We start from the raw sequence: 13,981 nt of genomic DNA, 5'->3' as shown, positions 1-13,981 counted from the left end.
GGGATCGACGGCCGGCCGGGCCGGCTATTGACATGTCAACTGGGGTAACCCCGGGGCCGGTCGACCACTTCCCGGTGAGCCAGGGCCGTGACCGGCGCGACAGGGCTTGACCAGGCGGCCACGCACGGTGCTGGTGACGGGCGGGAACGGGCAGCGCCAGATGAACCGATTATCGGCCGTTTCGGCAGGTGAGACCGGGGCCAAAGCGGGAATGTCCCGATCGGCACGCCTCGGCAGAGCCGGTCCCGAACCGCTCAGACGACCCGGAGAGGGCCGCGGGGGACGTACGCTTGTCGGACTGTCGATCTGGGGGTGTGGGTGCGAACTCGGGCAGCCGTGGCGGGTGGAGTGGTGCTCATCCTCGTCGCCGTGATCGCGATCTGGCTCGTCGTCCGGCAGGTCGGTGACCGCCTCCAGTTGCCGCTGGCGACCCGGAAGTGCACGGTGCAGGCCGACGGGCGGGTCGCGCTCGACGCCGACCAGATGGCCAACGCGGCGACCATCGCGGCGATCGGCGCCCAGCGCAAGATGCCCGAGCGGGCCGTGGTGGTCGCGTTGGCCACCGCGTACCAGGAGTCGGGGCTGCGCAACCTCGCCGACGGCGACCGCGACTCGGTCGGCCTGTTCCAGCAGCGGCCGAGCCAGGGCTGGGGCACCCCGACGCAGATCCGCGACCCGCGCTACGCGGCCAACCGGTTCTACGCGGCGCTCAAGAAGGTGCGCGGCTGGGAGAAGATGCGCGTCACCGACGCCGCCCAGCGGGTCCAGCGCTCGGCCTTCCCGGAGGCCTACCAGAAGTGGGCCGACGACGCCGAGGTGCTCAGCCGAGCCCTGCTGGGAGACGCCACCGGAGCGGTCGCCTGCACGGTGGGGCGTACCCCGGTGATGCACGGCGCGGCGGCGGCCGCGCAGTTGACCCGCAACCTGGTGCTGGACTGGGGCCTGAAGGGCACGGATCCGACCGACCCGACCGGGTTGGCGGTCACGCCGGACGACCAGCGCGACGGCTGGCGGTACGCGCACTGGCTGGTGTCGCACGCACAGGACCACGGGGTGAAGCGCGTCCGCTTCGGCGACCTGGAGTGGACCGCCCGAGCGGGCACCTGGGGTCGGGCGAACGGCGGGCAGAGTCCCGCCGGCCAAGTGGTCGCCGAGGTGTTCAACGAGGGCTGACCGACCCGGATCTCTTAACCGGCAGTCACCGCACAATCGGACAAGTGCCCATCAAAGGCTGTATCGATCACGAAGATCTCACTCTCCGCAGCTCTCCCGCTGCACGGGGTCCCGCCGCGGCCCACGCATCGAAGACCTCCTCCCCGAGGCCCTGTCCGTCGCGTTACGATCGGCGGCCTGTGCCAGAAAATGATTCACCTCATGGGGAGGGGTACGACGCGGTGTTCGATTACGGCGACCGGACCGGTTACGAACCGATCAGCGACACTGACCGCAAGGAGTTCCACGAGCAGGGCTTCCTCCTGCTGCGCAACGTCCTGACGGAGGACCACCGGGCGGCGCTGGAGGCGGCTGTCGACCGCGTCTACGCGGAGGAGCAGGCCAAGGGCACCACCAAGAAGGACGGCACCCTGCACCTGCTGGGCTTCCTGGAGCGCGACGAGCTCTTCGGTGAGCTGCTGACCCATCCGATCGCCTTCCCGTACATGTGGGGGCTGGCCGGCTGGAACATCTACACCCACCACAACCACCTCGACGTCACCCCGCCGGCCGCCGAGCCGGAGAAGCCGTACTGGGGTTGGCACCAGGACGGGTACCGGCAGAACTCCGACCCGGAGACGATGGACCCGAACCTGCCCCGGCCGATGTTCTCGCTGAAGGTCGCGTACGTGCTGTCGGACCTCTCCGAGACCGGCCGCGGCGCCACCAAGGTCATCCCGGGCAGCCACCTGTGGAACTCCCTGGACCGGCCCAAGGACCTCAGCGTGCACAACCCGGACCCGGAGGGCACTGTAGAGATCACCGCCAACCCGGGTGACGCCTTCATCTTCGACCGTCGGCAGTGGCACTCGCGGTCGACGAACCTGTCGACCATCACCCGCAAGATGCTCTTCGTCGGCTACACCTACCGGTGGATCCGTCCGCTGGACGAGCTGCACCCCGACGTGAACGGCGAGTGGTACCGCAACCGCACCCCGGTCCAGCGCCAGCTGATCGGTGAGGGCACCCACACCGCCAACTACTGGGGCATCAACTGGGACGGGTACGTCGACGACGAGATCCCGCTGCGCAAGGAGCTCAAGGAGCGCGGTCTGCTCGACCGCAACATCCCCTGGCTCCGCTGACCCGATCGCGCGAAAAGCCCCTGCCGTCCGGTGACGGCAGGGGCTTTCGCGTGCCAGCCGAGGGCCGTCGTCGGTCGGCGCCGGCCCTCGTTGGGCGGCGGCGGGCCGTCGTCGGTCGGCGGCGGCTAGCCGCGGGCGGCGAGGCGGCGGCGAACCTTCTCCCGGATCGGCTCCGGCAGGTCCTCCGCGTCTAGCAGCCGAGGCAGCAACTCCGGCTCCAGGCTGGTTGCCCGGAACACCTCGCCGATGGTCACACCGTGCGCCGGCCGTTCCACCACCTCGACCGGGTCGCCCGGGCCGACCTCCCCCTCGCGCAACACCCGCAGGTAGGCGCCGGGCAGCGCCCGGGCGGTGAACCGCTTGATCAGATCCGGTACGCCCCAGAACCCGGCGAAGGTGGTGCACGGCGTACGCGGCTTGGTGACCTGGAGCAGGGCGGAACCGACCAGCCACTGCTCGCCGATCACCGCGCCGGTCACGTCGACCGCGTAGGTGGACAGGTTCTCCCCGAAGCCGCCCGGTCGGACGTCGCGGCCCAGCTCGGCCGCCCACCAGGCGGCGTCCTCCTCCGCGTAGGCGTAGACCGCCTGGTCGGGGCCGCCGTGATGGGCGCGCTCGCCGATGAAGTCGCCGACCAGCCCGTCGACGCGGACCAGCACCGGGCCGCCCACCGGCCGCTTGTCGATGCCGCTGCGACCGCTCGCGTCGCCGGCCCACTCCGCCTCGGTCACCGTGCCGAGGTTCACCGCTGTCACCCTGCCCGTCATGACGGCCAGCATAGGCCCGCCCTCGTGAGCCCCTTGACGACGTCGGCGGCGTGCGGGTCAGCCCTGGACGGCGCAGGCGGGCGTGCGGGTCAGCCCTTGACGGCGCCCGCCACCAGGCCGGAGACCATCCGTCGCTGCACCAGCAGGAAGAAGATGATCGCCGGCAGGGTGAACAGGGTGGACGCGGCCATCACCGGCCCCCAGTTGGTGTCGTCGCGACCGAAGAAGAAGGTCATCGCCACCGGCAGCGTGTAGCTCCCCTGGTCGTTGATGAACGTCAACGCGAAGATCAGCTCGTTCCACGCCGTAATGAAGGAGAAGATGCTGGTGGCCACCAGACCGGGCGCGACCAGTGGGAAGAGGACCCGCCGGAAGGTCTGGGCCCGACTCGCCCCGTCGATGGCCGCCGCCTCCTCCAATTCCTTGGGCACCGCGGCGACGAAGCCGCGCAGCATCCAGACCGCGAACGGCAGCGAGAAGCCGAGGTACGTGAGGATCAGGCTGGGCAAGGTGTTGTAGAGCCCCAGCCGCTGGATCATCAGGAACAGCGGGATGACCAGCGCCTCCAACGGGATCATCTGCACCACCAACAGCATGATCAGGAAGCTGGTCCGCAGCTTGAAGCGGAACCGGGCCACCGCTGTCGCGGCCAGCAGGGCGACCAGGCCGCTGAGCACCACAGTGGAGACGGCGACCAGCGCGCTGTTGAGGAAGAAGTCGAGGAAGCTCACGCCGGGGATCAGGTTGCCGGTCAGGATCTCCCGGTAGTGCGCCAGCGTCGGGTGCGTCGGCACCGGCTGCGGAGTGGCCGAGAAGATCTCGTTGCTGGGCTTCAGCGACGTGGAGATCATCCAGTAGACCGGGAACGCCGCGAAGAGCGCGACCAACAGGCCTGCTGCGTTGAGGGCGACCTTCTTCACGACTCGTCCTCCTGCCTGAGCACCATCCGAACGTAGAAGCCGGTGACCACGAGCAGGATCAGCGTGAGGATCACCGCGATGGCCGCGCCGAGTCCGTACTTCGGCGGTGGAGAGAAGGCTTCGGCGTACGAGTAGATGGCGAGCATGAACGTAGGCCGGTCCTGGGTGCCGCCGGCCAGCACGAACTGCTGGGTGAAGACCTTGAAGTCCCAGATCGTGGAGAGAATGATCAGGATCCCGAAGACCGGGCGCAGCAACGGGAACGTGATCTTCCAGAAGACCCGCCACGGGCTCGCGCCGTCCACCCGGGCTGCCTCGTGCAGCTCGCTCGGCACGCTCTTGAGACCGGCCAGCACGCTCACCGCAATGAACGGGAACGAGTGCCACACCACCACCAGAGTGAGGATGGCGAAGAAGAGCAGCGGCGAGTTGAACCAGCCGTAGCCGGTCCAGTCGCTCCGACCGAACAGGGCATTCGAGAGCCCGTCCGGCAGGGCGTTGAACAGCCAGGTGGCGAGGCCGCTCGTGTCGTCGAAGATCCACTTCCAGACGATGGTGCCGGTCAACGCCGGGGTGGCCCAGGCGAGCATCACGCAACTGGCCACGAAGGTCGCCATCCTGCGGCCGAGCCGGTTGAGCAGGAGGCCGACCAGGGTGCCGAGGACCATGGTGAGCAGCACGTTGGCCGCGGCGAACAGGACCGTGTTGCGCAACACGGTCAGGAAGAACGGGTCGGAGAGGATCTCGGCGTAGTTGCCCAGCCCCACCCAGGGCCACTCGCGGTCGCCGCGCAGCTGCCGGACGGTGTTCAGCCGGTAGAAGGACATCACCACCACCTGGCCGAGCGGCCAGAGCAGCAACACCCCGATGATCACCAGCGCGGGCAGGAGCAGCAGGTACGGCAGGCGGTCCACCCGGCGACGCCGCCGCGCAGGGGCTTCCCGCACGGCGGCCGTCTCCGGGTTTCTTGTCTGTGAGCTCACTTGCTGTTCAAGATGCCTTCCATTTCGGCGGCCGCATCGGCGGTGGCCTTCTCGACCGTCTTCTGACCCTTCATGACCGAGCTGTTCATCGCCTGGGTCACCGTCTTGGTCCGGCTGACCTCCACCCACTTCGGGGTGAGCGGCGTGAGCTTGGTGTTCTGCATGGTGGTGGCGAACGCCGCCATGACCTTGTCGTTGGCGTAGGTGTCACCAGCGACCAGGTCCTGGTAGACCGGGAAGAACCCGAGGCTGCTCGCGAAGCTCTGCGCATTCTTCTTGTTCAGCAGCACGGTCAGGTAGTCCCAGGCCAGGTCCTGCCGCTCGCTGTCCTTCCAGATCGCCACGTCCGAGCCACCGGCGAAGCCGGGTGCCGCCTTGCCGTCCGGGCCGGGGATCGGGAACGTACCCCAGACCTTCTCGATCTCGGGGTTGTCCTTCTTGATGGCGCCCTGCTGCCAGCTTCCGGCAAAGGCCATCGCCGCCTTGCCGGTGGCGAACTGGGTCCGCGCGTCGATCTCGTTCCAGCCGGCCGCCGCGGGCGGGGCCACCTTGTGCACGGTGACGAGGTCGGTCCAGTACTTGACGGCCTTCTGCGCCTCCGGCGTGGTGTAGCCGGACTTCCAGGTGCCGCCCTGGTTGTTGGCGATCTCGCCGCCGGCGCCCCAGAGGAAGGAGTAGAAGGGCAGCTCGGAATTGCCCGGCAGGGCGATGCCGTAGGTGCCCTTCTTCTTCGCCTGCACGGCCTTGGCCACGGTGACCAGGTCGTCCCAGGTCTTCGGGGGCTGCACCCCGGCCTCGGCGAACCAGTCGGTGCGGTAGTAGATCGCGCGCACACCGGCGTACCAGGGAACGCCGTACTGCTTGCCGTCGAGCTGCGCGTTGCGGACCAGGTCGGGCAGCAGGTCCTTGCCGTCGGCCCAACCGCCCATCCGACCACTCACGTCGGCGAGCGCCTCCTGGGCCGCCCAGCCCTGGGTCTCGGTGTTGCCCAGCTCGGTGATGTCCGGACCCGCACCCCCGGCGAGCGCCGCCTGGAACTTCTTGGGCGCCTCCAGCCAGGGGATGTACTGCACCACCACGTCGGTGTCGGGGTGCTTCTGGCGGAACTCCGTCTCGACGGAGTCGAGGAAGGTGTTCTGCGCCTCGCCGCCCTCACCCATCATCCAGACCGTGAGCTTGCTGTCGTCGGCGGCGTCCTCGCCGGAGCCCCCACAGCCGGTCAGCACCATCGCGGCCGAGGCCACCATGGCGGTGACCGGGGCCAGCCGCTTCCACCTGTTCACGCCACTTCTCCCCTCGCGCCGCCTGGAACTAACCTTCTCCGCCGCACCCTAGTACGGAGAATTCCTTTACGACAGTGGGCGGGGCTGGCCGAAGCGTGGCGACCGTACCGCAGCGGCCCGACCAACGCCCCTGCGGCACCGGGTCGAAGTCGGGCACATCCGCACGAAAGAGCGCCCAGCCGAGGCCGGGCGCTCTTTCGATTGGTGCTGTCTTGTCAGTGCTGTCCTGCCAGGTGATGCACTGTCGTTATCGGGTGACGCGGCGACGCCCACCGACACCGGCCACCAGCGCGACCGCGATCGCCGCGACAACCACCTGAACCAGCAGCTCGCCCCAGTCCACACCAGCGGTCTCCGTCGCGATACCGATCGCCCGCGCCAGCACCGTACCCAGCAACGCCGCACCCACACCGATCAACAGATGCAGCCAGATCGGCATGTTCTGCCGACCCGGAACCACCAGGCGGCCGAGCGCGCCGACGATGAGACCAACAACGATCGCAGTGATGATGCCCCACACGGTGAGCTCCACGGCCACCCTCCCTCAAAGAACCTCTGACACACGATCTGTGTGCTTCCTGTCGTGACCCCTAAGTGCCCCACCCGCCAAAAATCCAAACCGACTTCGACCACCAAACGATCACGGGGCGGCCGACCAGGACACATTCCACCGAGCCGACTGGACGGTCAGGACCGCACCGCCGGCACCGTCAACCTGGTCGCCTGGGCCGCACTGGGCCGCTCAGCCGCACTCGGCCGAACTGGGCCGGCTGCCGCACTGGGCCGGCTGCCGCGCTGGGGCCGGCAGCCGCACTGGGGCCGGCAGCCGCACTGGGGCCGGCAGCCGCGCTGGGGCCGGCAGCCGCGCTGGGGCCGGCAGCCGCACTGGGGCCGGCAGCCGCGCTGGGGCCGGCAGCCGCGCTGGGGCCGGCAGCCGCACTGGGGCCGGCAGCCGCACTGGGGCCGGCAGCCGCGCTGGGGCCGGCACGCATGATCGACACGAGGTCGCTGAAACGGGGGTATCCACGGCACTGGGACAGCCCGACTTCACCGAACCCGAGTCGATCACGGCGGCTGTCGACGGATCGGGGCAACGAACCAGGCCCGAGTGCCACCACGCCCAGGAGGAGAAACGCCGAGGGGCGCCCGGCCTGTCGGCTGGGCGCCCCTCGGAAGCGGTGTTACAGCGGTGCCGGTGTTATCGGGTGACGCGGCGACGCCCACCGACACCGGCCACCAACGCGACCGCGATCGCCGCGACAACCACCTGAACCAGCAGCTCGCCCCAGTCCACACCAGCGGTCTCCGTCGCGATACCGATCGCCCGCGCCAGCACCGTACCCAGCAACGCCGCACCCACACCGATCAACAGATGCAGCCAGATCGGCATGTTCTGCCGACCCGGAACCACCAGGCGGCCAAGCGCGCCGACGATGAGACCAACAACGATCGCAGTGATGATGCCCCACACGGTGAGCTCCACGGCCACCCTCCCTCAACAAACGTCTGACACACGATCTGTGTGCTTCCTGTCGTGACGGTTAGATGCCCGAGCCAACGAAAATCCAAACCGACTCAGTCACAAACACCGTTGTCAGCATCAATGGCGAAGAGCTGCGTCGATTGGGTCGGGCTCGGCGTCCACACAGGCCAGGCACCATATTGCCCAGGGCAACTACCGAACACAGAAGTCCCCAAAAAACCCACCACCCACCCACGCCCGCCGCCCCACCCCACACCTGCCCGCCCCACCCCACACCTGCCCGCCCCACCCACACCCGCCCGCCCGCCCCGCCAACGATCAAGAGGTTTGCGTCAAACCCGGGGCTTCGGATGACGCAAACCTCTTGATCGCCGAAGGCAACGGCGGGCAGGCGGCAGGCAGCGGCAGGCCGGCGGCAGGCAGCGGCAGGCCGGCGGCAGGCAGCGGCAGGCCGCCGAAGGCAACGGCGGGCCGGCGGCAGGCAGCGGCGGGCAGCCGCCGGCGGCCCGAGCCGACAGCGGACGGTGGGGCTACTTCTTGGGGGCCTTGTTGTCGCCAGAGTCGGAGGAGAGGGCGGCGATGAAGGCCTCCTGTGGGACCTCGACCCGGCCGACCATCTTCATCCGCTTTTTGCCTTCCTTCTGCTTCTCCAGCAGCTTGCGCTTACGGCTGATGTCACCGCCGTAGCACTTGGCGAGCACGTCCTTGCGGATCGCCCGGATGGTCTCCCGGGCGATGACCCGGCTGCCGATGGCCGCCTGGATCGGCACCTCGAACTGCTGGCGCGGGATCAGGGTACGGAGCTTGGCGGCGATGGTGACGCCGTAGTTGTACGCCTTGTCCTTGTGCACGATCGCGCTGAACGCGTCCACGGGCTCGCCGTGCAGCAGGATGTCGACCTTCACCAGGTCGGACGCCTGCTCGCCGGAGGGCTCGTAGTCGAGGGACGCGTAGCCCTTGGTGCGGCTCTTCAACTGGTCGAAGAAGTCGTAGATGATCTCCGCGAGGGGCAGCGTGTAGCGCAGCTCCACCCGGTCGGCGGAGAGGTAGTCCATGCCCAGCAGGGTGCCGCGCCGGCCCTGGCAGAGCTCCATCACCGCGCCCACGTAGTCGTTCGGCGTCAGCACGGTGGCCCGGACCACCGGCTCGTACACCTCGGCGATCTTGCCGGTGGGGTACTCGCTCGGGTTGGTCACGACGATCTCCGCGCCGTCGTCGGTGATCGCCCGGTAGACGACGTTCGGGGCGGTGGAGATCAGGTCGAGGTTGTACTCGCGCTCCAACCGCTCCCGAATGATCTCCAGGTGGAGCAGGCCGAGGAAGCCGCAGCGGAAGCCGAAGCCGAGCGCACCGGACGTCTCCGGCTCGTAGTCCAGAGCGGCGTCGTTGAGCTTGAGCTTGTCCAGGGCCTCGCGCAGGTTCGGGTAGTCGGACCCGTCGATCGGGTAGAGGCCGGAGTAGACCATCGGCTTCGGGTCCTTGTAGCCACCGAGCGGCTCGGCCGCCGGCCGGCTGTTGATGGTGACCGTGTCACCGACCCGGGACTGCCGGACGTCCTTCACACCGGTGATCAGGTAGCCGACCTCGCCGACGCCGAGCGCCTCGGCCTTGACCATCTCGGGCGAGATGACGCCGATCTCCAGCAGTTCGTGCACGGCGCCGGTGGACATCATCTTGATCCGGTCGCGGGCGCTGATCCGGCCGTCGATGACCCGGACGTACGTGACGACACCGCGGTACACGTCGTACACCGAATCGAAGATCATCGCCCGGGCGGGCGACTCGGCCTCACCGACCGGCGGCCCGAACTGCCGGACGATCTCGTCGAGCAGGTGCGGGACGCCCTCGCCGGTCTTGCCGGAGACCCGGATGCAGTCGGCGGGATCACCGCCGATGAGGTGGGCCAACTCCTCGGCGTACTTCTCCGGCTGGGCGGCCGGCAGGTCGATCTTGTTGAGCACCGGGATGATGCGCAGGTCGTTCTCGAGCGCCAGGTAGAGGTTCGCCAGGGTCTGCGCCTCGATGCCCTGCGCGGCGTCGACCAGCAGCACGGCGCCCTCGCAGGCGGCCAGCGACCGGGACACCTCGTAGGTGAAGTCGACGTGCCCCGGGGTGTCGATCATGTTGAGCACCGCGTGGTCGCCGGCCCGCTCACCCTCACGGATGGTCCACGGCATGCGGACGGCCTGGCTCTTGATGGTGATGCCGCGCTCGCGCTCGATGTCCATCCGGTCCAGGTACTGAGCGCGCATCTGCCGGGGGTCGACCACACCGGTGAGCTGCAGCATCCGGTCGGCCAGGGTCGACTTCCCGTGGTCGATGTGGGCGATGATGCCGAAGTTCCGGATGCGACCGGGGTCGGTGGAACCAGGGGCGTTCGCGCCGGGATCGAGCTTCGGTGGCACAGCGGTCCGTTCTGGTCGGCTGACGTGAACAGGCCGGCGCGCCGCCGACCCCCTCTATGTTCCCACGCCGCCGGGGTGCGCCCACTGCGCGGGCGATGCATCGGTCCGCGGACGCCTCACTCCAGGGGCGGCTCGACGAAGAGCGCCGCCAGCCGGGGCAGTCGCCGACGTGCCTCTTCCTCGTCGTCGAAGTCCCAGAAGTCGTTCAGGTCCGGCGTCCGCACCGGGTCCCGGTCCGCGGGCAGTTCGGTGGCGGTGGCCTTGCGGTACGCCTCCCAGGGCACCGACAGCATCCGCTCGGCGGAGAACTCCTCGCCGCTGAGCGAGGCCGCCCGCACCTGGGGCAGTTCGGCCAGCGAGTCCGGTTCGGTGACCGCGCGGGCGAAGACCGCCCGCCCCTGGGTCATCAGCCAGCCCCGGAAGTGCTCGAAACCGTCGGCCGAGGCGCCACCGTTGATCAGGTACGCCGCGCCCCACAGGTCCGCCTTGTGCGAGGCGGCCAGCACCCGCGACTGGTGTCGGGCGTACCCGACGATGTCCTCAGGATCCCGCTCGGCGAGCAGGGCGACGGCCCGCGCGGCGACCGGCCCGGGCTCTCCCCCGCCGCCGGCCCGAGCCTCGTCGATCAGCTGCCAGAAGTCCTCGGTCCTCATGGCTTGGCAGTCTGGCAGTGTCGCCGTGCGTCGCGCACGCACCCCGGGGCAGCATGGTGCGGTGTCCTCTCCCTCGTTGCCGCCGGTGCCGTACCACGCGAGTGCCCAGCGTCCGTCGTGGTCGGGGTTGCCGGCGGAGCTGCGGGCCGCGGTCTCCGACCGGCTCGGCTCGCCGGTGGTCACCGCCCGGGTCGCGGGCGCGGGCTTCACCCGCGGCTTCGCCGCGGTGCTCCACACCGCCGCCGGTGGCCGGGCCTTCGTGAAGGCGGCACCCGCCGCCGAGCAACCGCACCTGGTCGAGTGGTACGCCCGGGAAGCGGCGATCCTGGACCGGCTGCCGGCCGACCTTCCGGCGCCCCGCCCCCGGTGGACGCTGTACGAGGCCGGCTGGTTCGTGCTCTGCACCGACGCCGTGGACGGTCACACCCCACGCCTGCCCTGGGTGCCCGCCGAGCTGGACGCCACCCTCGCCGGGTACGCGGAGGTCGCCGCCGCCCTGGCCGAGCCGTCGGCCGAGCTGACCGCCCTCGGCCTGCCACACCTGGCCGACCTGGCCCGCTCGGACATCCTCTGGTGGGAGGAGGTCGCCGCCGGTCGGGAACCCCCGCCCCCGCTGCCCTCGTCGACAGCGGACCGGTTGCCCGACCTGGTCGCGTTGGAGTCCCTCCTCCCCCGGTACGCCGCCGGGGCGTCCGGCCTGATCCACGGGGACCTGCGGGTCGACAACGTGCTGATCGGCGCGGACGGGCGGGCCTGGTTCTGTGACTGGACCTGGGTGTGTTCGGGGCCGGCCTGGTTCGACCTGGCCGGTCTGCTCCTCACCGCGTACGCCGGTGGGCTCGACGCCGACCGGCTCTTCGCCACCCATCCGGCGACCGCCGGCGCACCGCCCGACGCGTTGGACGCGACCCTGGCCGCGCTGGCCGGCTACTACCTCACCGGCGCGGCGGCGGCACCGGCGACGGCTTCGCCACACCTACCCACCCACCAGCGGTGGAGCGGCGAACAGTGCCTCGCCTGGCTGGCCCGCCGCCAGGGCTGGGCCTGACCCCGCCTGAGGTCGGGTGATCGACTCGGGTTCCTGAATACTGCGGTGTCACCTCGCTGCGGACACCCCGGTTTCCTCAAAGCCGAGTGGATCAGCGTCGGTGTGGGCGGCGGCCCGGGGCGCAGCGTTGGGCGGAGCGGTTTTGGCTCGTCCCGGGCGACCTGGTAACCTGGCTCTTCGCGCGGCGGTGACGCATGTTCGTCACCCAGCGCACAAGCTGACCAACCCGAGCTATCAAGACGAGGCTGTCGCGTGGCGAACATCAAGTCCCAGATCAAGCGCAACCGGCAGAACGAAAAGGCCCGGCTGCGCAACAAGTCGGTCAAGTCGTCGCTGAAGACCGCCGTCCGGAAGTTCCACGAGGCTGCCGAGGCCGGTGACGTCGAGAAGGCGACCGCGCTCATGCTGGACGCCTCGCGCAAGCTGGACAAGGCCGTCAGCAAGGGCGTGATCCACTCCAACCAGGCCGCGAACCGCAAGTCCGCGATCGCGAAGCGCGTGGTGGCGCTCTCCGCCTGACGACTTCACGTCAGACTGATTCGGAAAGCCCCGGGCCCCAGGCCCGGGGCTTCCGTGTGTCCGCAGCCAGACCGGGCTGGTGGCCGCCACCGAACAGCAGTCAGGGCCGGCCGGTCCGGGCCTGACGGGTCGTTTCCCGGCGGCCGGGCTCAGCCTGACGGATTGGCTCAGTCTGACGGATTGGCTCAGTCTGACGGTGGGCTCAGTCTGACGGGTGGGCGCGGCGTGGGGGTGGCACCGCATCCGCGGTGATCACCACGCCGGGGACACTGTGCGAGATCCACTCCACCTGGGCTCGCCCGACCGCCGGTTGCATCTGGCGGCGGAACCGGTCCCGTTCCTGCTCGGGCACGAGCGCTGCGGACCGGACCACGATCGCGGCCACCATGTCGTTGAGCTTGACCATCGCCGCCACCACGACGGGCAGCACCAGCACCGCCCACCAGGTGACCAGTTCGGCGAGGGCGAGCAGCACCGCCAGGGCGATGGTGCCCTCGAAGAAGAGGAAGCACAGCACGCCGCCGGGGTTGACGAACCGCAGGCCGAGGATCCGGGCGTAGAGCGGCCGGTACCGTTCCTCGTCCACTCCGACGGTGGCCCACGCCGGGCGGCTCACCCCCGTCACCTGGTGCTGCCCTGCCGGGCCGCCGCGACGGAGAAGACCGCCCGTTCCAGGGCGTACGCCCGGTCGTCGGAGCCGCCCTTGACGGCGGCGTTGCACTCGGCGGCGACCTGCATGGCCCGGACCAGGCCCTCCGGGGTCCAACCACGCCCCTGCCGCTGCGCCCGTTCGATCTTCCACGCGGGCATGCCGAGGCTGCTGGCCAGCTGGTACGGGTTGCCCCGCCCGGCAGACGCCACCCGTGCGACAGTGCGCACCCCGTCGGCCAGGGCATCGGCGATGGGCACCGGGTCGACCCCGACGTGCAGGGCCCAGCGCAGCGCCTCCAGCGCCGCCGGCACGTCACCGACCATGGTGGCGTCCGCCACCGTGAAGCCGGTCACCTCGACCCGACCCCGGTAGTAGCGGGCGACGGTTTCGGCGCTGATCCGCCCGTCGGTGTCGGCGATCAGCTGGGAGCAGGCGGCGGCCAGTTCGCGGAGGTCGTTGCCGACGGCTGCGATGAGCGCCTCGGCGGCGTCGTCGGTGCACTTGCCTCCGGCTCGGCGGATCTCGTCCCGGACGAAGGCCACCCGGTCGCGGTGTCCCTTGAGCTTGGCGGCCGGTACGACAGTCGCGCCGGCTGCCCGCAGCCCGTCGGCGAACGCCTTGCCCTTGGCGGCGCCCAGGTGCAGCACCAGCAGTTGGACGTCCGGGTCGGGATTCTTCGCGTACGCCAGCAGCGCGGCGACCAGGTCCTTGCGCGCGTCCTGACCGGAACGCAGGATCAGCAGCCGCCGCCCACCGAACAGCGACGGGCTGAGCATCTCGGCGATCTCGCCGACGGTGAGCGCTCCGGCCTGGTACTCGCGGACGTCCACCTCGGGGTCGACGCTGCGAACCTTCGCGACAGCTTCGGTGACCGCGCGCGTGGCGAGCAGCTCCTCGTCACCGAGGACGAGCAGAATGGGGGCGAGGCTGGCCGGGGTCACGCCGCCCATATTCGCACGCCCCGGCGTGGG

Annotated in this window: 14 protein-coding genes; 4 read left to right on the top strand and 10 right to left on the bottom strand. The window is 69.9% G+C overall.

Annotation, left to right across the window (positions count from 1 at the left end; all coding sequences use genetic code 11):
- Positions 1 to 312 precede the first annotated feature (312 nt).
- Both GA0070612_RS12675 and GA0070612_RS12670 read left to right on the top strand, forming a co-directional pair.
- Positions 313 to 1,173: a hypothetical protein gene (locus tag GA0070612_RS12675; protein ID WP_088988075.1), complete on the top strand. Its 861-nt coding sequence runs from the start codon at positions 313 to 315 to the stop codon at positions 1,171 to 1,173.
- Positions 1,174 to 1,394: 221 nt separating this feature from the next.
- Positions 1,395 to 2,297, top strand: a complete 903-nt coding sequence (locus GA0070612_RS12670) for a phytanoyl-CoA dioxygenase family protein (RefSeq protein ID WP_088988074.1) — start codon at positions 1,395 to 1,397, stop codon at positions 2,295 to 2,297.
- A 125-nt stretch (positions 2,298 to 2,422) separates the two neighbouring features.
- On the opposite strand, the gene GA0070612_RS12665 is transcribed toward GA0070612_RS12670, so the two are convergent.
- The 8 genes from GA0070612_RS12665 to GA0070612_RS12625 form a co-directional block, all read right to left on the bottom strand.
- Positions 2,423 to 3,064 carry an MOSC domain-containing protein gene (locus tag GA0070612_RS12665; protein WP_088991455.1) on the bottom strand — a complete coding sequence of 214 codons (642 nt, stop codon included), beginning with the start codon at positions 3,062 to 3,064 and terminating at the stop codon, positions 2,423 to 2,425.
- An 89-nt stretch (positions 3,065 to 3,153) separates the two neighbouring features.
- Positions 3,154 to 3,984, bottom strand: coding sequence for a carbohydrate ABC transporter permease (locus tag GA0070612_RS12660; protein ID WP_088988073.1), 831 nt, complete (start codon positions 3,982 to 3,984; stop codon positions 3,154 to 3,156).
- The gene (locus GA0070612_RS12655) at positions 3,981 to 4,898 is read right to left on the bottom strand and encodes a carbohydrate ABC transporter permease (RefSeq protein WP_231924540.1); all 918 of its coding nucleotides are present in this window, start codon (positions 4,896 to 4,898) and stop codon (positions 3,981 to 3,983) included. The genes GA0070612_RS12660 and GA0070612_RS12655 overlap by 4 nt, the downstream gene beginning before the upstream one ends.
- Before the next feature lie 65 nt (positions 4,899 to 4,963).
- Positions 4,964 to 6,250, bottom strand: coding sequence for a sugar ABC transporter substrate-binding protein (locus GA0070612_RS12650; RefSeq protein ID WP_088988071.1), 1,287 nt, complete (start codon positions 6,248 to 6,250; stop codon positions 4,964 to 4,966).
- A 247-nt stretch (positions 6,251 to 6,497) separates the two neighbouring features.
- The gene (locus GA0070612_RS12645) at positions 6,498 to 6,782 is read right to left on the bottom strand and encodes a GlsB/YeaQ/YmgE family stress response membrane protein (protein ID WP_088991454.1); all 285 of its coding nucleotides are present in this window, start codon (positions 6,780 to 6,782) and stop codon (positions 6,498 to 6,500) included.
- Positions 6,783 to 7,448: 666 nt separating this feature from the next.
- Positions 7,449 to 7,733, bottom strand: a complete 285-nt coding sequence (locus tag GA0070612_RS12640) for a GlsB/YeaQ/YmgE family stress response membrane protein (RefSeq protein ID WP_088991454.1) — start codon at positions 7,731 to 7,733, stop codon at positions 7,449 to 7,451.
- Positions 7,734 to 8,263: 530 nt separating this feature from the next.
- Complete coding sequence (lepA, locus tag GA0070612_RS12630) at positions 8,264 to 10,138, bottom strand: translation elongation factor 4 (protein ID WP_088988070.1); 1,875 nt, start codon at positions 10,136 to 10,138, stop codon at positions 8,264 to 8,266.
- A 116-nt stretch (positions 10,139 to 10,254) separates the two neighbouring features.
- Positions 10,255 to 10,791, bottom strand: coding sequence for a DUF4240 domain-containing protein (locus GA0070612_RS12625; RefSeq protein WP_088988069.1), 537 nt, complete (start codon positions 10,789 to 10,791; stop codon positions 10,255 to 10,257).
- 61 nt (positions 10,792 to 10,852) lie between these two features.
- On the opposite strand from GA0070612_RS12625, the gene GA0070612_RS12620 reads away from it, so the two are divergent.
- Positions 10,853 to 11,839, top strand: a complete 987-nt coding sequence (locus GA0070612_RS12620; RefSeq protein ID WP_088988068.1) for a phosphotransferase family protein — start codon at positions 10,853 to 10,855, stop codon at positions 11,837 to 11,839.
- Positions 11,840 to 12,091: 252 nt separating this feature from the next.
- On the top strand, positions 12,092 to 12,358 hold the full coding sequence (rpsT, locus tag GA0070612_RS12615) for a 30S ribosomal protein S20 (protein WP_030336508.1): 267 nt from the start codon (positions 12,092 to 12,094) through the stop codon (positions 12,356 to 12,358).
- Between the two features lie 202 nt (positions 12,359 to 12,560).
- On the opposite strand, the gene GA0070612_RS12610 is transcribed toward rpsT, so the two are convergent.
- A complete protein-coding gene (locus GA0070612_RS12610) occupies positions 12,561 to 12,974 on the bottom strand; it encodes a hypothetical protein (protein WP_088988067.1) in 414 nt (137 codons plus the stop codon).
- A gap of 5 nt (positions 12,975 to 12,979) precedes the next feature.
- Positions 12,980 to 13,960 carry a DNA polymerase III subunit delta gene (gene holA, locus GA0070612_RS12605; protein WP_088988066.1) on the bottom strand — a complete coding sequence of 327 codons (981 nt, stop codon included), beginning with the start codon at positions 13,958 to 13,960 and terminating at the stop codon, positions 12,980 to 12,982.
- Positions 13,961 to 13,981: the final 21 nt, after the last annotated feature.

This window comes from Micromonospora chokoriensis, from assembly GCF_900091505.1.
GTDB classification, from domain to species: domain Bacteria; phylum Actinomycetota; class Actinomycetes; order Mycobacteriales; family Micromonosporaceae; genus Micromonospora; species Micromonospora chokoriensis.
Note: the sequence above shows the minus strand (reverse complement) of the source record. Positions and strands in the feature narration are given on the sequence as shown.